Source organism: Sphingosinicellaceae bacterium (assembly GCA_019285715.1).
GTDB lineage: Bacteria > Pseudomonadota > Alphaproteobacteria > Sphingomonadales > Sphingomonadaceae > Glacieibacterium.
In genome coordinates this window covers 2,722,804-2,744,439 of sequence record CP079108.1, presented here as the reverse complement: position 1 = coordinate 2,744,439, position 21,636 = coordinate 2,722,804, and the positions used below count along the sequence as shown (strand labels likewise).

Genomic DNA, 21,636 nt, shown 5'->3' with positions numbered 1-21,636 from the left:
GGCCTGAGGAGATTTCCATGACGGATCGAGTCGAGAACCAGGTTGCCACCGAACTGCTGGAGGGCGCGACTCCCGAAGAGCGGCTGGCGCTGTCGAAGTGGGCGAGCACGCTGCTGAGCATTCGTGATAGCAGCGACGACGGCTTCGGCAAGGCGCGTGCCGCCTTCATGGCGACCGTCGACAGCACCACCGCCTGGCCCCTGATCCGCCGCATCGGTGACGCCATCAAGCGCAATGCCTGGGACGAGCGCAGCACCACCGAGCGCGCCGGCGTCGGTGCCGCGACCGCGATGGTCGCGCTGTTCGGCGGCACGTTCGCCGTGCTGACCGCGCTCGGGACCGCGGTCGGCACGCCGCTGTGGATCGTGTTCGGCAGCGGCGACGGGTTTGCGAAGCAGCTGGTCGCGGGGAGTGGCGACGCGCCGATCGTTTAGCGCCGCAGCGGCCGATTAACGGGCGGAAGCAAACCCCATTGTCATCCTGGGCTTGACCCGGGACCCAGCTAACCCAACGCGCCAGTTCGGAGTAGCTGGGTCCCGGGTCGAGCCCGGGATGACACTGTTCTACTTCGTGACCAACAATCTTGCTGCGAAGAAGATCACTCAAGAAGACAACTCGGCGTCGCTGGTACGCGTCGCTGAGCAATGCCTCGAAGGTTACCGGCCGGGGTGCAGTGTCCGGTCGAAGAGCGCGAGCATCCGGTCCCAGCCGCGTTCGGAAGCGTCGTGGTCGTACACGGGGAAATCCGGCATCATCCAGCCATGCGCGGCGGCGTAGGTTTCGGTGCAATGGTGCACGCCGGCTTTGGCTAGCGCCGCCTCGAGGCGCTTCGCCATCTCGGGCGGGTAGCTGTCGTCGTTCTCCGCGACGCCCACATAGACCTCGGCCGCCAGCTTCGGCGCGAGCCGGTGCGGGCTGGTCGGAGCGTCGGTCGCGAGATTTCCGCCATGAAAGCTGGCGACTGCAGCGAAGCGGTCGGGGTAGGTCCCGGCCGCCGCCAGCGCCATTCCGCCGCCCATGCAGAAGCCCAGCGCGCCAAGCTTGCGGCCCGCGACGTCGCCGCGCGTGTCGAGATAGGCGAGCAGGTCCCCGGTGTCCTCGGCCGCCTTGTCGTTGCCGGTCGTCGCTACCAATGGACCGAGAATGGCGCGGACATCGCCGGCGAATACCTCCGCCGGCACGAGCGGGCCATAGGGACCATAACGGTAGAACAGGTCCGGCAGCAGCACGACATAACCGGCGTCCGCGAGCCGCTGTGCCATGTCGAGCACGCCTGGTCGGACCCCGCCGGCGTCCATATAGAATACCACGGCCGGCCACGGCCCGTCGCCGGCCGGGGTCATGACGTGCGTCGGGCAATCGCCGTCGCGGGTCCGTATAATGACGTGTTCGTCGGGCATCGGCGGTTCCTCGGCCATGACTTCGGGTGCATTTGCCAGGGCAGGACGTCGTTAGGCGCTCAGCCGAAACCCCGATAGATACTCGTAATGCGGCAGGCACTCGGCCACCACGGGCAGCGCCTCGGCTGGCACAACGACCTTGCTCCGATCCGGTTGCCCGAACCCCGTCGAAGCCTCGACCGCCCCGTACCAGTGGCTCGCCCAGACCCCGTCGGTCGCCCGCCGCCCCGGCTCCCACGCCAGCATTGCCGGGTCCCAGCCGATCCCGAGCGCCGCGCACAGCTTCGCCAGCACCCCCGCCGGATCGCCGAGGATATCCGCCGCATCGACCACCGGCGGCGCGTGCCCGAGCCGGTCCGCCTCGCGGTCGAAATAGGCGCGCTGGCGGGCGAGGCCGAGGTGGCCGGCGTTCACGCTGACGCGCTTGGCGGCATAGCTCGCGACGACCCGCGCAGGGTCGCGGATCAGGAAAGCATGGACTTGGCCGGTCAGGTCGGCGGGTCCGATCGGTCCTTCCATGTGGTGCGCCATGTGCTTCTGGTACCAGACCGTGGCGTCGCTGGGCGCTGGGCCGGGGGCCGCGCCGGACAGGGTGCGGGCGACATTGTGCCAATCGCAGTCCATCGCGGCGATAACCGCCTCCTTCATCGGCTGGTCGTCGCCGGTCGCTTTCAGGTAGGCGCCGTAGAAGGGTTCGTCGCTGACCACGGTATCGGCGCGCGCGCCGAAGCTCCGCATCAGCGCGGTCGACAGGTTGCGCGGCCCCGACCACATCGCGATCCGGATCGTCATGCGTCCTTCAGGGCTTCGTAAAGCGCGATCATCCGGGTCGTGACCGCGCCGGGGAGGGCGGCGGGCAGGGCGCGGCCGTCGATGCTGCGGACCGGGGTGATGCCGCCGAAGGTTCCGGTGACGAAGGCTTCGTCGGCGCCGAGCAGGTCGTCGGGCGCGAAGTCGCCGCGCTGGAAGGGCAGGGCGTTGGCCTCTGCCAGCGCGATGACGTTGGCGCGCGTCACGCCGTTGAAGCAGCACGTGCCGGTCGACGTGCGCAACTCGCCACCGACGACCCAGAAGAAGTTGGTCGCGTTGCAGCTCGAGATATTGCCCTCCGGATCCAGCATCAACGCCTCGTCCGCTCCCGCCCCGATCGCCTCATTCAACGCGAGGATCAGCGGCAGGCGGCTGTGCGAGTTGATCCGCATGTCGAACATCGTGGCGGGCGTACAGCGGATGCCGGCGGTGTGGAGGCTGAGGCCGCGGGTCCGGAGCGCGGGCGCGGGCTGCTTGTACTCGGCGAGGATGACCACCGTCGGCCGCCCGAGCGCATTGCGCGGGTCCTGGTTCGCCGCGGCTTTCTCGCCGCGGGTGATCATCAGGCGCAGGTGAGCGCCGTCGGTCATGGCGTTGGCGTCGAGGATCGCCTGCAGCGCCGCGGTCACTCCGGGCCGGTCCATGCCGATGTCGAGGCCGATCTGCCCGGCCCCCCAGAACAGCCGGTCGAGGTGCGCCTGTAGGAATAGCAGCCGGCCCCGGTGCAGCCGTAGCCCCTCCCAGATGCCGTCCCCGAGCACGAAACCCGCGTCGAAAACCGACACAAAAGCCTCGCTATGCGTAACAATCCGACCATTCAGGTAGATCAGCAGCCGCTCGTTGCGCGGATCTGCAGCGAAATCCTGGCTGCCGGCCACGCCTAGCGCTTGAACAGGTCGTCGGCGGCGCTGCGGAACTTGGTCGCCCCGTCGCGCTTCGCCCGGGTCCGCGCCGCCTCCGCCTCAAGCGTCGCGATACGGGTGTCGAGCTCGCTCACCGACAGGCGGTCGAGGTCCTCCGCGACCAGCTGGGCCAGCACCGAGTCCTTCCTCGGCGGCGGCAGGATGTCGTCCATGTCCATCGCCGCAAAGCGTTGACCCGGGCGGCGCTCAAGTCAATATCGCGCCCATGACAGACATCACCGCCAGCATGACCGCCATCGATCCAGCCACTCCCGGCGGCCCGGAAGTGCTGGTGCCGGTATCGCGCCCCGTCCCCGAGCCGCGCGACGGCGAGGTGCTGATCCGCGTCGTCGCGGCCGGCGTGAACCGCCCCGACGTGCTCCAGCGCCAGGGCCACTACCCGATGCCGCCGGGCGCGCCGTCGATCCCGGGGCTGGAGGTCGCAGGCGAAGTGCTCGTCGGCTCCGGGCGCTGGAACGCGGGCGACAAGGTCTGCGCCCTGCTCGCGGGCGGCGGCTATGCCGAGTTCTGCGTCGCCCCCGCCGGCCAGTGTCTGCCGATCCCCGCCGGCCTCGACCTCGAGGACGCGGCCGGGCTGCCCGAGACCTATTTCACCGTCTGGTCCAACCTGTTCGACCGCGGCGCCGCCAAGGCGGGCGAGACCGTGCTCGTCCACGGCGGCACCTCGGGCATCGGCGTCACCGCGATCCTGCTGGCCAAGGCCCGCGGGCTGACGGTCATCGTCACCGCCGGCAGCGCCTCCAAGTGCGCGGCGGCGCTCGGCATCGGCGCCGACTACGCCATCGACTACAAGGCGCAGGACTTCGTCGCGGAGGTCAAGCGGATCACCGGCGGCAAGGGCGTCGACGTCGTCCTCGACATGGTCGGCGGCGACTATATCCCGCGCAACCTCGCCTGCCTCGCCGAGGACGGCCGCCACGTCTCGATCGCCTTCCAGCGCGGCCCGGTCGCGGAGGTCAGCTTCATGGACCTGATGCGCAAGCGCCTGACGCTGAGCGGCTCGATGCTCCGCCCCCGTCCTGTGGCGTTCAAGGCGGCGATCGCCGAGGCGCTCGAGCGCGAGGTCTGGCCGCTGTTCGCGACCGGCCAATTGAAGGCCGTTACCGACCGGGTGTATCCGCTGGCGCAGGCCGCGGACGCGCACCGCCGCATGGAGGCGGGCGACCATTTCGGCAAGATACTGCTGGCCGCGGGCTAGCTTACGTCACCGCGCGCCGTTGTTGATGTGCAGGCGCGCGCCAGTCCTCGTGTTCCATCACGTCGGCGAGGATGGCGACCGCGTCCCAGACATCGACGAAGCGCACGTACAGCGCCGGAAAGCCGAAGCGCAGCACGTCCGGCGCGCGGAAGTCGCCGATGACGCCGCGGGCGATCAGCGCCTGCATGATCGGGTAGGCGTCCGGGTGCGACAGGCTGACCTGCGCGCCGCGGTGGTCGCGGGGGCAGGCGACCGTCAGCTGCGGGCAGCTCTCGGCGGCGAGGTCGAGGAACAGGTCGCCGAGCGCGCGCGACTTGGCCGCTGCCGCTACGATGTCTACCCCGTCGAAGGTCGCCAGCCCGCTCGCCAGCGCCGCCATTCCGATAACCGACGGTGTACCCACGAGCAGGCGCTGCATGCCCGCCCCCGGGCGGTAGTCGTCGACGAAGTCGAACGGCGCGGCGTGGCCGAACCACCCGGTCAGCGGCTGCTCAAGCTCGGCATGATGGCGTGCCGCAACGGAGGCGAACGCCGGTGCCCCGGGCCCGCCGTTCAGGTATTTGTAGCCGCACCCGACCGCCATGTCGGCATCCGCGCCGTTCAGGTCGAGCGCGAGCGCGCCCGCCGAATGGCTGAGGTCCCAACAGGCGAGCGCTCCCGCCGCATGCGCCGCCGCGGTCAGGCCCGCCATGTCGAGCACCGCGCCGGTCCGGTAGTGTGTGTGGGTCAGGAGCAGCAGTGCGACACTGTCGTCGAGCGCGGCCGCGATGCCGGCAGTTGGCACCACCCGCAGTTCCGCTCCGGTCAGGCGGCTCAGCCCCTGCAGCATGTACAGGTCGGTCGGGAAGTTGCCCGCCTCGGTAACGATAACGCGCCGCCCGGGCCGCAACGCCAGCGCCGCCGCTGCGAGCTTGAAAACGTTGATCGAGACCGAGTCGGTGACGATCACCTCTTCCGCCTCGGCCCCGACCAGCCGTGCGATCCGCGCGCCAAGCTTGGCCGGAGCGTTGATCCAGTCAGCATCGTTCCAGCTGCGGATCAGCCCCTCGCCCCACTCCTTGGTCACGGTGTCGGCCACCCGCGCTGCCGTCCGCCGGGGCAGCGCACCGAGCGAATTGCCATCGAGGTAGATCACGCCCGGCGGCAAGGAGAAGCGAGCGCGAGCAAAGGCGAGGCCGTCGTCGGCATCGTACAAAAGGGCGTCTTCGCGGGTCAACATGACGCGTTCCATAACGTGATTCGCCGATTTGCGTACGAAAAGCCCGCAATGTTCTTGCTTAGACCCACACGCGCGCTTACATCGAAATTGTAACACAGCCGTCCCGCAAGGGGCGGCTGTTCCTATATCTGCGAAAGAGCAAACGATGACGCCCTTGATGCCGCACGCGACCGCCGCCTGGCTGGTCGACAACACCGCGCTGACTTTCCAGCAGATCGCCGAGTTCTGCGGCATGCACATCCTCGAGGTCCAGGCGATCGCCGACGACACCGCGGCGACCAAGCTGACCGGCCGCAACCCGATCAGCAGCGGCGAGCTGACCCAGGCCGAGATCGACCGCGTCTCCAAGGACGGCAACGCCCGACTGGTGCTCGAGAAGCAGCCCGAGCAGACCCGCCGCACCAAGGGCCCGCGCTACACGCCCGTAAGCAAGCGCCAGGACAAGCCCGACGGCATCGCCTGGATCGTCCGCAACCACCCGGAAATCACCGACAACCAGATCAGCAAGCTGATCGGCACGACCAAGGACACGATCGCGAAAATCCGCGACAAGAGCCACTGGAACATCGCCAACATCACGCCGAAGGACCCCGTCACGCTCGGCCTGACGACCCAGCGCGACATGGACTCGCTGGTCGCGCTCGCCGCCAAGAAGGCCGGCATCGACCTCAGCCCCGACCTCGGCAAGCTCGAGGACGACCGCAGCGCCATGATCGACCAGCTCAATGCCGAGCGCGTCCAGGCGGCTTATATCGCCGAGCATGGGCCGGTGCCGACGGAAGTTGGCTCGGCTCAGGAGCAGGGTGACGCGCTGTTCCGGCGCTGAGCGGCCGAGACTAAGCCAGTAAACGCGCCTTCGCGTTTGCTGGCTTAGGTGCGGACTCGCGCAAGCCCAGTCGGCGAAGCGGCGGGTCCACCGCCGCCCGTCTGACGGCGCGGCTTTGCCGCGATATTGGTGTGTCTTTGCTCTGTGTTACGATTTGGGCACGTGAGCGAGAACTCTAACCCGGTGAATTACGATGCGAAGGCTCGATCTTGCCTTTCTCTACGATCTTGGAACACGCATTCGACCGTTGCGGAACCTTACTCCGACCACGGTAGACTTAACATACTCGGAGAACTATTTTGCAATAAAGATTGCCCGCGATGCCTTGGCCGAAGTGCTCTATCAAAGTATTTTTAGTCCAATCTTCAGGCCTCCAACGCTTATTGCAGGTCAAAATCTAATCGATCTTCTTGATAGATTTATCAAAGAGATGGCAGATAGTGATGAATGGACGAAAAGCCTCAGTGTTTATGACATTGTTCAGCTAAATTCTCTTCAGCCGAAATTCGAGACTATCTTCATTGCGGATCTCCAGACTGCTGCCGCATATTTTGTTTCGCAAAAGAGCGGATTTGATACGCAAGCCCTGACTGAGTCAGGAGAAGTTGTATTTTCGATCGAATTGCTAACGAAGGTGCCGAGCGTCGTCAACGATCTACGGCAAGCAACACGCTGTATCGCATTTGAGCTACCCACCGCGGCGGGATTTCATTTACACCGCGCGAACGAGGGTGTCTTGCGCGTATATTATGACGTTGTAACATCGGGACGATTGCGACCGCATAATAATAGTATGGGGGACTACTTGAAGGTCCTCAACGACTTGAATGTTGGCAGGCTTGAAGTACGAGAACATCTAAAAAGCATTAAAGATTTTCATCGTAACCCGTTGATGCACCCTGAGCAAACACTAGAAACTGTTGATGAAGCAATCGATCTCATGGCAGCGATCAGATCTTCGATCGGCTACATGCTACGAGAAATTCCAGCTCAAACAGTCGAAGAGCCGCTATTGCCCATAGGGCTCACTGAAGCTGCGCTTCCAAACAGTGATGACATCTAACAGTTTCAAGCATCGATCGCGTCCGCCTCCACCATGCTCGCGCTCGCCTGGATAAACGCGAACCGGTGCTCCGGATGCCGGCCCATCAGGCGCTCGACCAGATCCTTGACCTCCGCCTTGCCGTCGAAGTCGGTGGGCAGCACGACCTTCAGCAGGGTCCGCTTGGCGGGGTCCATGGTCGTGTCGCGCAGCTGCTGGGGGGCCATTTCGCCGAGGCCCTTGAAGCGGCTGGTGTCGATCTGGCCCTTGCCCTTGAAAATGGTCTTCAGCAGTTCCTCGCGGTGGGCGTCGTCGCGGGCGTAGGCGACGGTGCCGCCCTGGGCCATGCGGTAGAGCGGCGGCTGGGCGACGAACAGGTGTCCGGCCTGGACGAGGCCGGGCATCTCCTGGAAGAAATAGGTCATCAGCAGTGTCGCGATATGGGCCCCGTCGACGTCGGCGTCGGTCATGATGACGACGCGCTCGTAGCGCAGGTGAGCCGGGTCGAAGCGCTCGCGGGTGCCGCAGCCGAGCGCCTGGGCGAGGTCGGCGATCTCGGTGTTCGCGCCGATCTTGGCGGCGTTGGCGCTGGCGACGTTGAGAATCTTGCCGCGGATCGGCAGCACGGCCTGGGTCGCGCGGTCGCGGGCCTGCTTGGCCGAGCCACCGGCGGAGTCGCCCTCGACGATGAACAATTCGGTGCCGGCGGCGGCACTGCGCGTGCAGTCCGTCAGCTTGCCGGGCAGGCGGAGGTTGCGCTTGTTGACCGCGGTCTTGCGCTGGTTCGCGAGGTCGGTGCGGCGCCGCAGCCGGTCGTCCATGCGCTCGAGCACGAAGCCGAGCAGGGCGCGGCCGCGGTCCTGGCTGTCGGCCAGCCAATGGTCGAAGCGGTCGCGGAGCGCGGTCTCGACGAGGCGGGCGGCTTCTGGGGAGGTCAGGCGGTCCTTGGTCTGGCTTTGAAATTGCGGCTCGCGGATGAACAGCGACAGCATGATCTCGGCACCGGTCATGACGTCCTCGGGGGCCATGTCGGCGGCGCGCTTGGCCTGGCCGACGAGGCTGGCGAACCCCTTTATGCCCTTAGACAGCGCGGCGCGAAGACCGGCCTCGTGGGTGCCGCCGTCGGGGGTGGGAATCGTGTTGCAGTAATAGCTCGACGCGCCCTCGCCGTAGAGCGGCCACGCCACCGCCCACTCGACCGCGCCCGCCGACTGGCCAGCCTCGTTAACGGGCAGGTCGACGCGGCCCTCGAACAGGGCCGGGGTGACGAGGTCGCGGTCGCCGAGCTGTTCGCGGAGATGGTCCGCCAGGCCGCCGGGGAACTGGAAGGTCGCGGTGGCGGGCGTCGTGTCGGTGATCAGCGCCGGGTCGCAGCGCCAGCGGATCTCGACACCGCGAAACAAATACGCCTTGGAGCGCGCCAGCTTGTACAGCCGCGCCGGCTTGAATGCTGCGTCATCGCCGAAGATCTGCGGGTCGGGCATGAACGAGATCGTCGTGCCGCGCCGGTTGGGGACGGCACCTAGCTTCTCCAGCCCGGTGGTCGCAAAGCCCCGCGCGAACGACTGGCGGTACAACTCGCGGTTGCGCGCGACCTCGACGGTGAGCTGCGAACTCAAGGCGTTGACCACCGAGACGCCGACGCCGTGCAGGCCGCCGCTGGTCGCATAGGCCTTGCCGCTGAACTTTCCGCCCGAGTGAAGCATGGTCATGATGACCTCGAGCGCCGACTTGTCCGGGAAGCGCGGGTGGGCGTCGACCGGGATGCCGCGACCGTTGTCGCTGACACTGAGCGAACCGTCGCCGTTGAGGGTGACCTCGATGCGGCTGGCGTGGCCGGCGACCGCCTCGTCCATCGAGTTGTCGAGGACTTCGGCAGCGAGATGGTGCAGGGCGCGCTCGTCGACTCCGCCGATGTACATGCCAGGACGGCGACGCACGGGCTCGAGCCCCTCGAGCACCTCGATGTGGCTGGCGTCGTAATCGGAGGGTGCGGCGGTGGCCGCGAACAGGTCACTCATGCAATGGTCTTAGCCTGCGCGTACGAACCGCGTACAAAAAAATGTGCGGTTCTGTCATTTTGTGCATTGCAATATGCTCTGCTGCAGTGCACAACAATCAGGCCAATATGGCGATCCTCCCCAAGGATTTGACTTCGGGGCCGGTGGGAAACCACCGGCCCCTTTTTCGTGGGGCCTCCGGCTTTCCGGTAATCGATTGACGGTAACGGCTTCTTTACGCTGTTGCCCGAAATCAACATCGCGCCACGAACGTCGCGTCGCGTACGCTTGCTATTGTGCGACGCACAAAGGCGCGGCACCATCCGCTCAAGAAGTCTGCCGTGAACCCACGGTCGCCCTGAGCGGGTGCATGAAACAGCACGTTGGCCTCTCTCGCTAAAATGCGGGTCGGGGCGGACCAGGGAGTGAACTATGAACATCAAGACCAAGGGAGCAGCGATCGCTGCGCTCGCATGGATGCTGTCGGGCACCGTCGCCCAGGCACAGGACGCAGCGCCGGCAGCTGCCGCCGAAACGCCGCCGATCACCTTCACCGGCACCGCGGCCTTCGTCACCGACTACCGCTTCCGCGGCGTGTCCCTCAGCGACCGCGACATCGCGGGCCAGGCGAGCATCGCCGCGACAACCAGCTTCGGGCTTTTCGCGAGCATCTGGGGTTCGACCATCGAGCCGATCGGTGCGTACGTCGACAAGAACGACAACTTCCACAACGGCTCGGAGCAGGAAATCGACCTGACCGTCGGCTACTCGAAGACCTTCGGCGCAATCACCCCGACGATCGGCGCGCTGTACTACGTCTATCCGGGCGGCCGTAACGTCAGCTACATCGAGCCGTTCGCTACAGTTGCGGGCGTCGTCGGCCCGGTCGGGCTCACCGCGGGCCTCAACTACGCGCCGTCGCAGAGCCATACCGGCCACAACGACAATCTCTACCTCTGGCTGCTCGGCACCTACGGCATCGCCAAGACGCCGTTCACCGTCAAGGCCTCGGTCGGCCGCGAGAAGGGTGCCTTCGACTACGGCTCCAGCAGCAAGATCGACTACATGGTCGGCGTCGACACCAAGTATAAATTCCTGACGCTGGGCCTCCAGTACGTCGGCAATGATCTCGACCGTGCCGTCACCGGCGGCAAGGGCACGACGCTTTATCACAACGCCAAGAACGGTGTCGTGGTCAGCCTGACGGCGGCGTTTTAAGTCGCAGGACGCCCGGCGCTAAGGCGAGATTTGCGACTTCCGCGAATTTCGACTTGGCGCCGGAGTCGGCGAAGACCGGCCGGCGAGAGTGCGTTCGTACACCCCGTCCGACGCCAGCGGCGGCTATGCTGACCGGCTTATCGAATGTGCGGACCCCTGACGGCCGATCGACGGGTCGCGCCCGGCGCGGAGGCGGAACTGCGCACCGTCCCTTACACCTTGGGCGGTACCGCCCGCTGCAAGAATGCCTGGGAAAGCCCGTGATAGAGGCGCTCGCGCGATACCAGTCCTGCGACCCAGTCCGCGATCAAAGCGGTCGCCAGCAGCGGTAGCAGCAACCCCCGGCTCGCGGTCGCTTCCGAGATGATGACCACGGCGGTCAGCGGTGCCCGGACGACGCCAGTGAAATATCCGGTCATGCCCAGCAACGCGACCGCGCCGAGCCCCGCGCCGGGGAACAGCATCCGCAGCAGGTCGCCTAGGCCGGCCCCGACGGCGAGCGACGGCGCGAAAATTCCCCCTGGGAGGCCGGAAACCGCGGTCGCCAGCGTCGCTGCGAACTTCGCGGGCCCGAACCACCAGGGCAAGCTCGCGCCGGTGATGATCATGCGAGCGGGATCATAACTGGTTCCCCACGTCATGCCGGTCGTGCACCCGAGCACGGCGACGACGAGGCCGGCAACGGTTGCGAGGATGACGGGTCGACGCCGGATGGCGGTCAACACAGGTCTTTTGGAGGTCGCGAACATCAGCATCAGTTTCGAGAACGCACCGCCGCTCAGCCCGCCCAGGACACCCGCCACAGGAACGACGGTGAGCGCCTGGCGGACCGAGACGACGCCGGTCATCGCGCCGAAATACACATAGTCGCCTGCCAGTCCGAGACTGACCATGCCGGAGATCAGCACGGCCGTCATGACCAGCAGCGTCGTCTTTTGTTCATAGGAGGAGGCGAGTTCCTCGATGGCGAACGTCACCCCGGCGAGGGGCGTGTTGAATGCTGCGGCGACCCCGGCCGCGCCGCCCGCGACCATTACCGACGCCGTGATTGGCACGCGAAACAGGCGATGTGCGTAGGCCATGATCGTCGCCGAGATCTGCACGGTCGGGCCCTCGCGTCCGACCGAGGCGCCGAGCAGCAGCGCCGACAGCGTCATGCCGAACTTTACGATCGCGGTCTTTGCCGATGTCAGCGAGCGCATCGCGCCTTCGGGCTCGTGGCGAGCCGCCATGATCTGCGGTATGCCCGAACCTCGCGCGTCGGGCGCGAAGCGACGTGTCAGCCAGACCAGCAGCGCAAACCCCGCGGGTGTCACGATCAACGGCGCCCAGTGCCATTTCCCGTAGAGGATGAGGAAAAGGCGATTGGCCCGGTCGGCAGCATCGGCGAACAGCAGTGCCACCAGTCCGAGCACGATCGCACCCGACAAAATGGCGGCGCGCGTGCGCCACACGGGCGCGGTCGGTCCGTGCTGTCGTGCGGCAAGATAGAAGCGTCTGGCGATCCGCCGCCGGCGCGAGGCAGTGCCGGGGTCCGCGGGGTCTCCGGAGGCCGGGTCTGGGATGGGATCACGCATGGGCGGATGCTTTAGGCATCAACTCGCTCGCATGCACGGCTGGAGTGATCGCCCGGCAGGACCACGGTCGGCAAAGCGCCGACGACGTCGACGAGTGCGACGGGGAAATCCCGCCGTCTATCCGGCCGGTTACTGCGCGAGTCCGCGCCGAGCGGACGATTGCGAAGGGCAATCCTCCACTCGGCGCTGGCCGCTCAGTAACTGTAATACATGTCGAACTCGACCGGCGCCGGGGTCATCTCGAGGCGCTGGACGTCGTGCATCTTGAGTTCGATGTACGAGTCGATCTGGTCGTCGGTAAAGACGCCGCCCTTGGTGAACACGGCGCGCGAGCGGTCGAGATGGCCCAGCGCTTCACGCAGCGAGGCGCAGACGGTCGGGACCTTCTTCAGTTCGCGCGGCGGCAGGTCGTACAGGTTCTTGTCCATCGCGGGGCCGGGGTGGATGCGGTTCTCGATGCCGTCGAGGCCAGCCATCAGCAGCGCGGTGTAGCACAGGTACGGGTTGGCCATCGCGTCGGGGAAGCGAACCTCGACCCGCTTGGCCTTGGCACCGGTGCCGTACGGGATGCGGCACGAGGCCGAGCGGTTGCGCGCCGAGTAGGCCAGCAGGACCGGTGCCTCGAAGCCCGGGACCAGCCGCTTGTAGCTGTTCGTCGACGGGTTGGTGAAGGCGTTGCAGGCCTTGGCGTGCTTGATGATGCCGCCGATGAAGAACAGCGCCATTTCCGACAGGCCGGCATACTGGTCGCCGGCGAACAGCGGGGTCTTGCCGCTCCAGATCGACAGGTGGGTGTGCATGCCGCTGCCGTTATCGTCCTTGATTGGCTTGGGCATGAAGGTTGCGGTCTTGCCGTAGGCGTGGGCGACCTGATGGACGACGTACTTGTAGACCTGCATGCGGTCGGCGGTGGTCGTCATCGTGCCGAAGGTGAGGCCGAGCTCGTGCTGCGCAGCGGCAACCTCGTGGTGATGCTTGTCGCACGGGAGCCCCATCTCGAGCATCGTCGAGACCATCTCGGCGCGGAGGTCGACGGCGCTGTCGACCGGGGCGACGGGGAAGTAGCCGCCCTTGACGCGCGGGCGGTGGCCCATGTTGCCCTCGGGGTAGGCGGTGCCGCTGTTGGTCGGCAACTCGATGTCGTCGAGGCGGTAGCTGCCGACGTTGTAGCCGAGCTCGAACTGGACGTTATCGAAGACGAAGAATTCGGCTTCCGGCCCGATGTAGATGGTGTCGCCGATGCCGGTCGACTTCAAATAGGCTTCACCGCGCTTGGCGGTCGAGCGCGGGTCGCGGCCGTACAGCTGGCCGGTCGACGGCTCGACGATGTCGCAGATCAGGATCAACATCGGGGTCGCCGAGAACGGGTCGACGTAGACCGCGTCGAGGTCGGGCTTGAGGATCATGTCGGACTCGTTGATCGCCTTCCAGCCGTCGATCGAGCTGCCGTCGAACATGAAGCCATCACTGAGCTGGTCGTCGTCGACCACCGACGACACCATGGTCAGGTGGTGCCACTTGCCCTTGGGGTCGGTGAACCGCAGGTCGACCCACTCGATCTCCTGCTCCTTGATCATGCCGAGAATGGTCGCGCTCGTGTTGGCCATGTGTTGAACCCTCGCCTGGATGAAGTCGAATTGATGATTGAGCCGACGTTGCGGCGAAGACCTTCCCCGGAACGCCTGCGAAAACTACGTCAGATCGCGTCCGAATCCCGCTCGCCGGTGCGGATGCGGACGGCGCTCTCGATCGTCGAGACAAAAATCTTGCCGTCCCCGATGCGACCGGTACGCGCGGCGTTGGCGATCGCCTCGACGACGCGCTCGGCCTGGTCGTCGTCGACGACGACCTCGAGGCGCACCTTGGGGAGGAAATCGACGACGTATTCGGCGCCGCGATAGAGCTCGGTGTGGCCCTTCTGGCGGCCGAAGCCCTTGGCCTCGGTGACGGTGATGCCGCTGACGCCGACCTCGTGAAGGGCTTCCTTCACCTCGTCGAGCTTGAAGGGCTTTATGACGGCTTCGATCTTCTTCACATGCCCCCCGCCTGAGCGATTACTAACAACAGCCTAGCACATGCCGTGCCAGTCGCGGAAAGGGGCTTTTCGAGGGTGCGAAGGCTTTTTTTTGTCGGGTTCGATGCCCCCAACTGGGAAGTTGGCTAAATTTCGTGCAGCGACGCGCAAAAATGGAGCAGTTTCGACAGACTTGTGACCAGCGGCCTTACGCCGTCGTCGCGTATCCCCCGTCGACGGCGATGACGCTGCCGGTGACGAACCCGCTGGCGCGCGAGGCGAGGTAGATCGCGACTCCGGCGGCGTCCTCGGGGGTGCCGCGGCTGTGCATCGGGGTCGCCGCGAGCGTCGCCTGCGCGTCCGCCTCGGCGATGCCGGCGGTCATCTTGGACGGGAAGTAACCCGGCGCGATGGCGTTGACCGCTATGTGCCGCGCCGCGAGGAATTTCGCCATCATGCGGGTCAGGTGGAGCACCGCCGCCTTCGACGCGGCATAGCTGTAGGTCTCGATCCCGGACGTGTGCATGCCGTCGATCGAACCGATGTTGATGACGCGGGCGTAGTTGCCCGGGCTGCCGGCCGCTTCCAGCCGCTTCACGAGGCGCTGGGTCAGGAAGAAGATCGACTTGACGTTGAGGTCCATGACCTTGTCCCAGCCGCTCTCAGGGAAGTCGTCGAAGGGTGCGCCCCAGCTGGCGCCGGCGTTGTTGACGAGGATGTCGAGTCTTGGCTCGCGCGCCTCGAACTCGGCGGCGAAGCGCTCGACTTCCGCCATATTCGACAGGTCGGCGGGCAGCGAGTGGCACTCGCCGATCTTGGAAAGCTCGGCGGCCAGCGAGTCGCAGACCGCGGCGTTGCGCGAGGTAATGTAGACCCGCGCGCCGTTCTCGACATAGCCGCGGGCGATCATCGCGCCGATGCCGCGGCTGCCGCCGGTGACGATGGCGACCTTGCCGGCGACGCTGAACAGCTGTTCGATCTTCATGTTGTTCCTTCGATAATTTCACCCGCGGCGCGGGCGCGTATGATGCGGGTCGCTTCGGCCTTCGGCAGGCCGCGATAGACCAGAGTGAGGCATACCAGTGTCACCGGTGCCGCGACGAGCAACGCCGTGCAGCCCGTGGCGAGGCTGCCGGTGGCCTTCGATACCGCGCCCGCGAACCACGGCCCGAGCCCGAGGCCGATCATCGTCGTGCCGATAAAATAAGTCGCTGTCGCCGCCCCGCGCATGCGCGGCAGCACGAGGTCTTGCGAGGTCGCGGCCGCGATGCCGACGTACAGCGAGCCGCACGACGCCGGGATCAGGAACCACAGGAAGAAGGTCCAGAAATCGGTCGCAAGGAACATCATGACGATGCACGGCGCGGGCAGCACCGTCGCCAGGATCGCGACGAGGATGCGGCCGCCGGGATTGCGGCGCTTGGCGCGGTCGCCGAGCCAGCCGCCGATGACGACGCCGAGGAAGCCGCCCGCCGCGCCGACGCCGCCGATCGTCAGTCCCGCCAGTTCGCGGCTGACGTGGAAGGTGCGGATCGCATAAGGCGCGGTCCAGAAGCCGATCGCATAGCCGACGAACGAGATGCTGCCGAAGCCGACCAGCGCCAGCAGGAAGGTCGGCGTGCCCCAGATCAGCGCGTAGGTCGGCGCGTCGCGCTGCTTCAGCGATTGTGCCCAGCTCGCGACCGCATAGGCCCCGATGCCGAGCGCGCACCACTGCGCGATGTCGCCGGTCAGCGCGATCAGCGCGGCGGCGACACCGGCGGCGGCAGCGGCCATCGCGATGTTGCGCAGCAGCGCCGCGGCTCCGAATTGCCCAATGTGGACGAAGGTCAGCGGTGGCAGCACGCTGCACAGGTCGTTCCAAAAGCGCCGCCCGACGTCGGTGACGGGGGGCGGTGGCGGCATCCCGTCGGCGCGGCCGCGGATCGGCTCGCGCAATGTCCCGACCCACAGGGCGAGGACCAGCCCCGGGATGCCGACCGCCAGGAACGCCGCCTGCCAGCCAACCAGCGCGAACGGACCGCCGCCGGGCCAGTGCGCATCCCAGGCCTTCACGACCAGCGCGCCGATCAGCAGCGAGACACCGCCACCGAGGTAGAGGCCGGACGAATAGATCGCCAGCGCGGTTGCTCGTTTCTCACGTGGAAACCAGTCCGACAGCATCGAGTAGGCCGACGGCGAAGCAGTCGCCTCGCCGATCCCGACGCCGACCCGCGCGGCGCTCAACTGGATGAAGTTTGCGGACAGGCCGGAGATCATGGTCATCACCGACCACACCGCCAGCCCGATGCTCAGCAGCCGGGTCCGCACCCAGTTGTCCGCCAGGCGCCCGAGCGGGATGCCGAACAATGCATAGAATACCGCGAACGCCGTGCCGTAGAGGAAGCCGAGCTGGGAATCGCTAAGACGGAGGTCGCGCTTGATGTCCTCGGCGAGGATGGCGAGAATCTGCCGGTCGATGAAGTTGACCGCATAGACCAGCACCAGCAGGGACAGCACGTACCAGGCATAGCGCCCGCCGACCGGTGGCTCGCCCGGCACCGTGTCGGGCTGCGTCTCGCGTGTCGGCAAAATATCGTCTCCCCACCCGGCCCTCTATCGGGGCGTTTGAGTAGGGCTAGCAGGGACTTTGCCGGGGGGCCAGCCGGTAGCGCTCGACGATGCGGTAATCCGCGCCGTCATGGCCGAGGCTGCTCTCGTACAGCGCGAAGCCCGCGACCGGCCACTGCACGCCGCCAAGCGGGCGGGGCGGCACGAACCCGGCGGCGAGCGCTCCGGCGCTGCGAGCAAAGCGCGCGATGGTGACGTGGGGCAGGAAGCTCCGCGTATCGGGCGGCACGCCGACCCTCAGCAGCGCCGCGTCGACCTTGCGGTGGAGAGCCGCGACCGCGTCGTGCGGGCTGACCCCGATCCACAAGGTATCGACCCGCCCGCGCTTGTCGAAGACGCCGGGGGCCGCGAGTGCCAGGTCGAACGGCGCGGAGACGATGCCCGCGAGCGCCGCGGCGATGTCCTGCGCGGCGTGACGGTCGACCTCGCCGATGAAGCGCAGCGTCAGGTGGAGTTGGTCGTCGCGCTGCCACCGCGCCCCCGCGACGCCGCCCATCGCCGCGAGCAATGCGTCGCGCACCGGGGGCGGGGGTTCAAGGGCGACGAACAGGCGGTGCATGCTAGACAGGCTCGCTTTGCCCGTACCCACCCCTAACCCCTCCCTTGAAAGGGAGGGGGACCCGCTTGCCCTTGCTACTCCCCTCCCTTTCAAGGGAGGGACCGGGGGTGGGTGCGAGGCGCAGCCGAGCTCTCACTTCAACCCGTCGAGCTCGCGCTTCACCACCGGCAGGATGCCCCGCACGATGACGGCAACGCCCGCCTTGGTCGGATGCACCCCGTCGCCGAGCTGCAGCCCCTTGCCGCCGACGACGCCGTTCATGAAGAACGGGTACAGCGCCGCGCCGTGCGCCTTCGCCAGCTCCGGGTAGATCGCATTGAACTGGCGCGCATACGCCGGCCCGAGGTTCGGCGCGGCGAGCATCCCGGCCAGCACGACCGGGATCTTGCGCCTGGCGAACTCGGTCAGCATCGCGTCGAGGTTGGAGCGCGCCGTGGTCGGCGACTGGCCGCGCAGCATGTCGTTGGCACCGAGCTCGAGGATCGCGAGGTCCGGCTTGGCTTTCAGCCCCGTCAGCACCCAGTTCAGACGCGCCCGGCCCTGCGCCGTGGTATCGCCAGAGACTCCGGCGTTGTGGACCGTCACCGCGTGTCCGGAAGCGCGCAACGCCGCCTCGAGCTGCGGCGCGAAGCCCTCCTGCGGCCCGAGCTGGTAGCCCGCGGTCAGCGAATCGCCGAACGCCAGCACCAGTTTCGGCGCGGCAGCGGCCGGCGCGGACAGGGTCACGAGGCCCAGTGCGGCAACGACCGCATGGCAAAACAGCGCGAACCCGCCATATCTGTAAATCCGACCCTTCATCCGCCGCCTTCCCGAAAGTCCGCATGACGACCAACGCTGCTGCCAGCGCCCAGCCCCATATCGTCATCGACTGCGCCGATGTCACCCTGCGGCTGGGGCGCGGCGATGCCGCGGTCGACGTTCTGCGCGGGATCGACCTTCAGGTCCTTGCCGGGGAGACCGTCGCGATCCTCGGGCCGTCCGGCTCCGGCAAGTCGTCGCTGATGGCGGTGCTCAGCGGACTGGAGCAGGCAACGTCGGGCCGGGTCACCGTTGCCGGGGCGGACTTCTCCGGCCTCGGCGAGGACGGGCTGGCGCGGGCGCGGCGCGGGCGGATCGGCATCGTGTTGCAGGCGTTCCACCTGATCCCGACGATGACCGCGCTGGAGAACGTCGCGGTGCCGCTCGAACTCGCGGGCCGCGACGGCGCGGTCGAGGCGGCGCGGGCGGAACTGACCACCGTCGGCCTCGGCCACCGCCTGACCCATTATCCCGCGCAGCTTTCGGGCGGCGAGCAGCAGCGCGTCGCCATCGCCCGCGCCACCGCGCCACGCCCGCTGCTGCTGTTCGCCGACGAGCCGACCGGCAACCTCGACGCGACCACTGGCGGCGGCATCGTCGAGCTGATCTTCGGGCGCGCGGCGGAAACCGGGGCGACATTGGTGCTGATCACGCATGATGCGGAACTGGCGAAGCGCTGCGGGCGGGTGATCGAGATGAAGGATGGGCGGGTTGTCCGGGACGAACGCCTACCCTCCCCCCTCGAGGGGGAGGGACAGGTCGCTCTTGCGACCAGGGAGAGGGCAGGGAGGGGGCACCCCGAGTGAGCGGCTTCCGCCCCCTCTCCCTGGCTGCGAAGACGCAGCCTGTACCTCCCCCCAGCGGGGGGAGGGTAGTGTCGTGATCCCGCTCCGCCTCGCGCTGCGCGAACTCCGCGGCGGCCTGTCGGGCCTGCGCCTGCTCGCGATCTGCCTCGTCCTCGGCACCCTCGCGCTGGCGGGCGTCGGCAGCCTGAGCAGCGCGATCCGGCAGGGCCTCGCGGACAACGGCCAGACCATCATGGGCGGCGACGTCGAGGCCAAGCTCACCCAGCGCCGCGCCACCGGCGCCGAGCGCGGCGTCCTCGCTCGCACCGGTCGTGTCTCGGAGGTCGTGAGCCTGCGCGCCATGGCCGGGCGCGCCGGGACCGACGACCGCGTGCTTGCGGAATTGAAGGCGGTCGATGGGGCCTACCCGCTCTACGGCGCGCTGACCCTGTCGAACGGCGCGGCGCTGGCCCCCGGCACCGCCGCGCCCGGCACCGCGCTCGCCGAACGCCTCGGCCTCAAGGCGGGCGACAGCCTGGTCATCGGGGCCGCGACGTTCCGCGTCGCCGGGATCGTCGCGACCGAGCCCGATGCGGCGGCCAACGGCTTCGGCCTCGGGCCCGGTGTGCTGATCCGGCTGGTCGATCTCGAGCGCACCGGCCTCACCGCGCCCGGCAGCCTGTTCCGCGCCGAGTACCGCGTCGCCCTCCCGCCGGGCGCCAGCCCCGACGCCGCCGTCGCCACCCTGCACAAGATGCTTCCCGGCGCGCAACTCGGCACCCGCAACAACGCCGCGCCCGGCACCCGCGACTTTATCGACCGCCTCGGCCAGTTCCTGACCCTCGTGTCGTTGACGGCGCTGGTCGTCGCGGGTGTCGGCGTTGGCAACGGCGTCAGCGCGTATCTCGACGCCAAGTCCGGCACCATCGCGACGTTGAAGAGCCTCGGCGCCGACGGCCGCACGATCTTCCTCAGCTACCTGATCCAGATCGCGCTGGTGACGTTGGCGGCCATCGTCGTCGGCGCGGCGCTCGGAGCAGCCGTGCCATTTGCGGTCGTCGCGGTCGCGGGCGATGCGCTGCCGGTGTCGCCCGCGGTTGGAGTCTACGCCCAGCCGCTGCTCGCCGCTGCCGCCTACGGGCTGCTGATCGCGCTCGCCTTTGCCGTCGTGCCGCTCGCCCGCGCCGCCCGGATGCCCGCCGCCCGACTGTTCCGCGACCTCCACGAGAGCGGCCGCTGGCCCGGCTGGCGCGCGGCGACTGTTGCTGGCCTCGCGGCGGCCGCGATCGTCGGCCTCGCGCTGGCGCAGTCGGGGGACATCCTGTTCGCGGGCGGCTTCATCGGCGGCGCGCTGGCTTTGCTCGTGCTGCTGGCGCTGCTCGCCGCGGGGGTGAAGTGGACCGCGGCCCGCCTGCCGCGACCCGCCGCGCTGCTGCCCCGCCTCGCGCTCGCCAATTTGCACCGGCCCGGCGCGCTGACCCGCCAGCTGATCGTCGCGCTCGGCCTCGGGCTGACCCTGTTCGCGACGCTGTCGGTGATCCAGACCAGCCTCGACAACCAGATCGGCGCGTCGCTGCCCAAGGAGGCTCCGACCTTCTTTGTGATCGACCTGCCGACCGAGGCAATCGACCCGTTCAACGCCCTCGTCACCCGGACCGCGCCGGGCGCAAGGTTGCGCACCGTGCCGTCGCTCCGGGGACCGGTCACCGCGGTGAACGGCGTGCCCGTCGCCAAGCTCAAGAATGTCCCCGACGATGCCTGGATCCTGCGCGGCGACCGTGGGCTCAGTTATGCCGCGACCTTCCCGGACCACAACGTCCTGACCGCGGGCAAATGGTGGCCCGCCGATTATGCGGGACCGCCGCTGATCTCGATCGACGAGGTCGCGGCCAAGGCGCTCGGCCTCAGGATCGGCGACACGCTGACTGTCTCGGTGCTCGGCGTCGACGTGACGGCGCGCATCGCCAGCTTCCGCCGCATCGACTGGCGCAGCCTCGGCTTCAACTTCGCGATCCTGTTCGCGCCCGGCACGCTCGAGGGCGCTCCCCACAGCTGGATGGCGACGATCGGCATGGCACCGGCGCAGGAGCGCGGTTTCGCTGCCGCGATGGTCCGCACCTTCCCGACCGCCTCGACCGTCCGTGTCGCCGACGTGCTGGCGCAGGTCTCGACCCTGCTCGGCCAGCTTGGCACCGCGATCCGCGTCGCGGGGTCGCTGACGCTGGCGGCGGGGATCGCGGTGCTGATCGGGGCGCTCGCCGCTGGCCGCCGGGCGCGGACCTACGACGCGGTGCTGCTCAAGGTGCTCGGCGCGACCCGTGGTCAGGTCGCGGCGGCGACACTGGCCGAATACGCGGTGCTGAGCGTGCTGGTCGCGGGTGTTGCGCTGCTGCTCGGCGGTCTCGGCGGCTGGGTGGTGATCACCAAGGTGTTCAACCTCGAATGGCATCCGGCGTGGGGCGCAGCGGCGGCGACCGTGGTCGCGGGCGGCGTCCTGACCGTCGGGTTGGCGCTGGCGGGCAGCTGGCGGGCGCTGTCGGCGCGGCCGAACACGGTGCTGCGGACGCTTTAGGTGTCGAGGTGATAGTGTTGTCATCCCGGGCTTGACCCCGGACCCAGCTAACCCAGCGCTCAGACTCCGTGGTTAGCTGGGTCCC

The 21,636-nt window shown here is 67.7% G+C and carries 20 protein-coding genes; 7 read left to right on the top strand and 13 right to left on the bottom strand.

The window, feature by feature from the left end; all coding sequences use genetic code 11:
- The first annotated feature begins 17 nt into the window (after positions 1 to 17).
- Complete coding sequence (locus KX816_12755; protein ID QXQ05146.1) at positions 18 to 434, top strand: hypothetical protein; 417 nt, start codon at positions 18 to 20, stop codon at positions 432 to 434.
- A gap of 222 nt (positions 435 to 656) precedes the next feature.
- Here KX816_12755 and KX816_12750 read toward each other — a convergent pair whose 3' ends face one another.
- The 4 genes from KX816_12750 to KX816_12735 are packed head-to-tail and all read right to left on the bottom strand — an operon-like array spanning position 657 to position 3,291.
- Complete coding sequence (locus KX816_12750; GenBank protein ID QXQ05145.1) at positions 657 to 1,400, bottom strand: dienelactone hydrolase family protein; 744 nt, start codon at positions 1,398 to 1,400, stop codon at positions 657 to 659.
- 51 nt (positions 1,401 to 1,451) lie between these two features.
- Positions 1,452 to 2,192: a sulfotransferase gene (locus KX816_12745; GenBank protein ID QXQ05144.1), complete on the bottom strand. Its 741-nt coding sequence runs from the start codon at positions 2,190 to 2,192 to the stop codon at positions 1,452 to 1,454.
- Entirely contained in the window at positions 2,189 to 3,088 is a 900-nt protein-coding gene (locus tag KX816_12740; GenBank protein ID QXQ05143.1) for an aminotransferase class IV, read from the bottom strand. Before KX816_12740 ends, KX816_12745 begins: the two co-directional genes overlap by 4 nt.
- Positions 3,089 to 3,090: 2 nt before the next feature.
- Complete coding sequence (locus KX816_12735; protein QXQ05142.1) at positions 3,091 to 3,291, bottom strand: DUF1192 domain-containing protein; 201 nt, start codon at positions 3,289 to 3,291, stop codon at positions 3,091 to 3,093.
- Positions 3,292 to 3,338: 47 nt separating this feature from the next.
- On the opposite strand from KX816_12735, the gene KX816_12730 reads away from it, so the two are divergent.
- On the top strand, positions 3,339 to 4,331 hold the full coding sequence (locus KX816_12730) for an NAD(P)H-quinone oxidoreductase (GenBank protein QXQ05141.1): 993 nt from the start codon (positions 3,339 to 3,341) through the stop codon (positions 4,329 to 4,331).
- A 1-nt stretch (position 4,332) separates the two neighbouring features.
- Here the strand turns inward: KX816_12730 and kynU are convergent, their stop codons facing one another.
- Complete coding sequence (gene kynU / locus KX816_12725) at positions 4,333 to 5,550, bottom strand: kynureninase (protein QXQ05140.1); 1,218 nt, start codon at positions 5,548 to 5,550, stop codon at positions 4,333 to 4,335.
- Between the two features lie 157 nt (positions 5,551 to 5,707).
- Between kynU and KX816_12720 the strand changes: the two genes are divergently transcribed.
- Together KX816_12720 and KX816_12715 are read left to right on the top strand one after the other, a co-directional pair.
- Entirely contained in the window at positions 5,708 to 6,376 is a 669-nt protein-coding gene (locus KX816_12720; protein ID QXQ08550.1) for a DUF1013 domain-containing protein, read from the top strand.
- Between the two features lie 193 nt (positions 6,377 to 6,569).
- Positions 6,570 to 7,439: a hypothetical protein gene (locus KX816_12715; protein QXQ05139.1), complete on the top strand. Its 870-nt coding sequence runs from the start codon at positions 6,570 to 6,572 to the stop codon at positions 7,437 to 7,439.
- Between the two features lie 5 nt (positions 7,440 to 7,444).
- Here the strand turns inward: KX816_12715 and parE are convergent, their stop codons facing one another.
- Positions 7,445 to 9,439: a DNA topoisomerase IV subunit B gene (parE, locus tag KX816_12710; GenBank protein QXQ05138.1), complete on the bottom strand. Its 1,995-nt coding sequence runs from the start codon at positions 9,437 to 9,439 to the stop codon at positions 7,445 to 7,447.
- A gap of 411 nt (positions 9,440 to 9,850) precedes the next feature.
- Here parE and KX816_12705 point away from each other — a divergent pair, with 411 nt between their 5' ends.
- Entirely contained in the window at positions 9,851 to 10,636 is a 786-nt protein-coding gene (locus KX816_12705; protein ID QXQ05137.1) for a TorF family putative porin, read from the top strand.
- A gap of 212 nt (positions 10,637 to 10,848) precedes the next feature.
- Here the strand turns inward: KX816_12705 and KX816_12700 are convergent, their stop codons facing one another.
- The 7 genes from KX816_12700 to KX816_12670 all read right to left on the bottom strand — a co-directional run bounded on the left by KX816_12700 (position 10,849) and on the right by KX816_12670 (position 18,194).
- Positions 10,849 to 12,213: a chloride channel protein gene (locus KX816_12700; GenBank protein QXQ05136.1), complete on the bottom strand. Its 1,365-nt coding sequence runs from the start codon at positions 12,211 to 12,213 to the stop codon at positions 10,849 to 10,851.
- Between the two features lie 194 nt (positions 12,214 to 12,407).
- The gene (gene glnA / locus KX816_12695; protein QXQ05135.1) at positions 12,408 to 13,820 is read right to left on the bottom strand and encodes a type I glutamate--ammonia ligase; all 1,413 of its coding nucleotides are present in this window, start codon (positions 13,818 to 13,820) and stop codon (positions 12,408 to 12,410) included.
- An 89-nt stretch (positions 13,821 to 13,909) separates the two neighbouring features.
- Complete coding sequence (locus KX816_12690) at positions 13,910 to 14,248, bottom strand: P-II family nitrogen regulator (protein ID QXQ05134.1); 339 nt, start codon at positions 14,246 to 14,248, stop codon at positions 13,910 to 13,912.
- Between the two features lie 187 nt (positions 14,249 to 14,435).
- On the bottom strand, positions 14,436 to 15,206 hold the full coding sequence (locus KX816_12685; protein QXQ08549.1) for an SDR family oxidoreductase: 771 nt from the start codon (positions 15,204 to 15,206) through the stop codon (positions 14,436 to 14,438).
- 2 nt (positions 15,207 to 15,208) lie between these two features.
- The gene (locus KX816_12680) at positions 15,209 to 16,768 is read right to left on the bottom strand and encodes an MFS transporter (protein QXQ08548.1); all 1,560 of its coding nucleotides are present in this window, start codon (positions 16,766 to 16,768) and stop codon (positions 15,209 to 15,211) included.
- Positions 16,769 to 16,844: 76 nt separating this feature from the next.
- Positions 16,845 to 17,396: an RNA 2',3'-cyclic phosphodiesterase gene (gene thpR, locus KX816_12675; protein ID QXQ05133.1), complete on the bottom strand. Its 552-nt coding sequence runs from the start codon at positions 17,394 to 17,396 to the stop codon at positions 16,845 to 16,847.
- Between the two features lie 132 nt (positions 17,397 to 17,528).
- Complete coding sequence (locus KX816_12670) at positions 17,529 to 18,194, bottom strand: arylesterase (GenBank protein QXQ05132.1); 666 nt, start codon at positions 18,192 to 18,194, stop codon at positions 17,529 to 17,531.
- Positions 18,195 to 18,217: 23 nt separating this feature from the next.
- Here KX816_12670 and KX816_12665 point away from each other — a divergent pair, with 23 nt between their 5' ends.
- The gene (locus tag KX816_12665; protein ID QXQ05131.1) at positions 18,218 to 19,000 is read left to right on the top strand and encodes an ABC transporter ATP-binding protein; all 783 of its coding nucleotides are present in this window, start codon (positions 18,218 to 18,220) and stop codon (positions 18,998 to 19,000) included.
- A complete protein-coding gene (locus KX816_12660) occupies positions 18,897 to 21,551 on the top strand; it encodes an FtsX-like permease family protein (GenBank protein QXQ05130.1) in 2,655 nt (884 codons plus the stop codon). The genes KX816_12665 and KX816_12660 overlap by 104 nt, the downstream gene beginning before the upstream one ends.
- Positions 21,552 to 21,636 lie beyond the last annotated feature (85 nt).

What these genes read in the sequence shown, in the direction of transcription:
- KX816_12755 (QXQ05146.1), top strand. Translation starts at nt 18, where the DNA reads ATGACGGATCGAGTCGAGAACCAGGTTGCCACCGAACTGCTGGAGGGC.
- KX816_12750 (QXQ05145.1), bottom strand. Translation starts at nt 1,400, where the DNA reads ATGCCCGACGAACACGTCATTATACGGACCCGCGACGGCGATTGCCCG.
- KX816_12745 (QXQ05144.1), bottom strand. Translation starts at nt 2,192, where the DNA reads ATGACGATCCGGATCGCGATGTGGTCGGGGCCGCGCAACCTGTCGACC.
- KX816_12735 (QXQ05142.1), bottom strand. Translation starts at nt 3,291, where the DNA reads ATGGACATGGACGACATCCTGCCGCCGCCGAGGAAGGACTCGGTGCTG.
- KX816_12730 (QXQ05141.1), top strand. Translation starts at nt 3,339, where the DNA reads ATGACAGACATCACCGCCAGCATGACCGCCATCGATCCAGCCACTCCC.
- kynU (QXQ05140.1), bottom strand. Translation starts at nt 5,550, where the DNA reads ATGTTGACCCGCGAAGACGCCCTTTTGTACGATGCCGACGACGGCCTC.
- KX816_12720 (QXQ08550.1), top strand. Translation starts at nt 5,708, where the DNA reads ATGCCGCACGCGACCGCCGCCTGGCTGGTCGACAACACCGCGCTGACT.
- KX816_12715 (QXQ05139.1), top strand. Translation starts at nt 6,570, where the DNA reads ATGCGAAGGCTCGATCTTGCCTTTCTCTACGATCTTGGAACACGCATT.
- parE (QXQ05138.1), bottom strand. Translation starts at nt 9,439, where the DNA reads ATGAGTGACCTGTTCGCGGCCACCGCCGCACCCTCCGATTACGACGCC.
- KX816_12705 (QXQ05137.1), top strand. Translation starts at nt 9,851, where the DNA reads ATGAACATCAAGACCAAGGGAGCAGCGATCGCTGCGCTCGCATGGATG.
- KX816_12700 (QXQ05136.1), bottom strand. Translation starts at nt 12,213, where the DNA reads ATGCGTGATCCCATCCCAGACCCGGCCTCCGGAGACCCCGCGGACCCC.
- glnA (QXQ05135.1), bottom strand. Translation starts at nt 13,820, where the DNA reads ATGGCCAACACGAGCGCGACCATTCTCGGCATGATCAAGGAGCAGGAG.
- thpR (QXQ05133.1), bottom strand. Translation starts at nt 17,396, where the DNA reads ATGCACCGCCTGTTCGTCGCCCTTGAACCCCCGCCCCCGGTGCGCGAC.
- KX816_12670 (QXQ05132.1), bottom strand. Translation starts at nt 18,194, where the DNA reads ATGAAGGGTCGGATTTACAGATATGGCGGGTTCGCGCTGTTTTGCCAT.
- KX816_12665 (QXQ05131.1), top strand. Translation starts at nt 18,218, where the DNA reads ATGACGACCAACGCTGCTGCCAGCGCCCAGCCCCATATCGTCATCGAC.
- KX816_12660 (QXQ05130.1), top strand. Translation starts at nt 18,897, where the DNA reads ATGGGCGGGTTGTCCGGGACGAACGCCTACCCTCCCCCCTCGAGGGGG.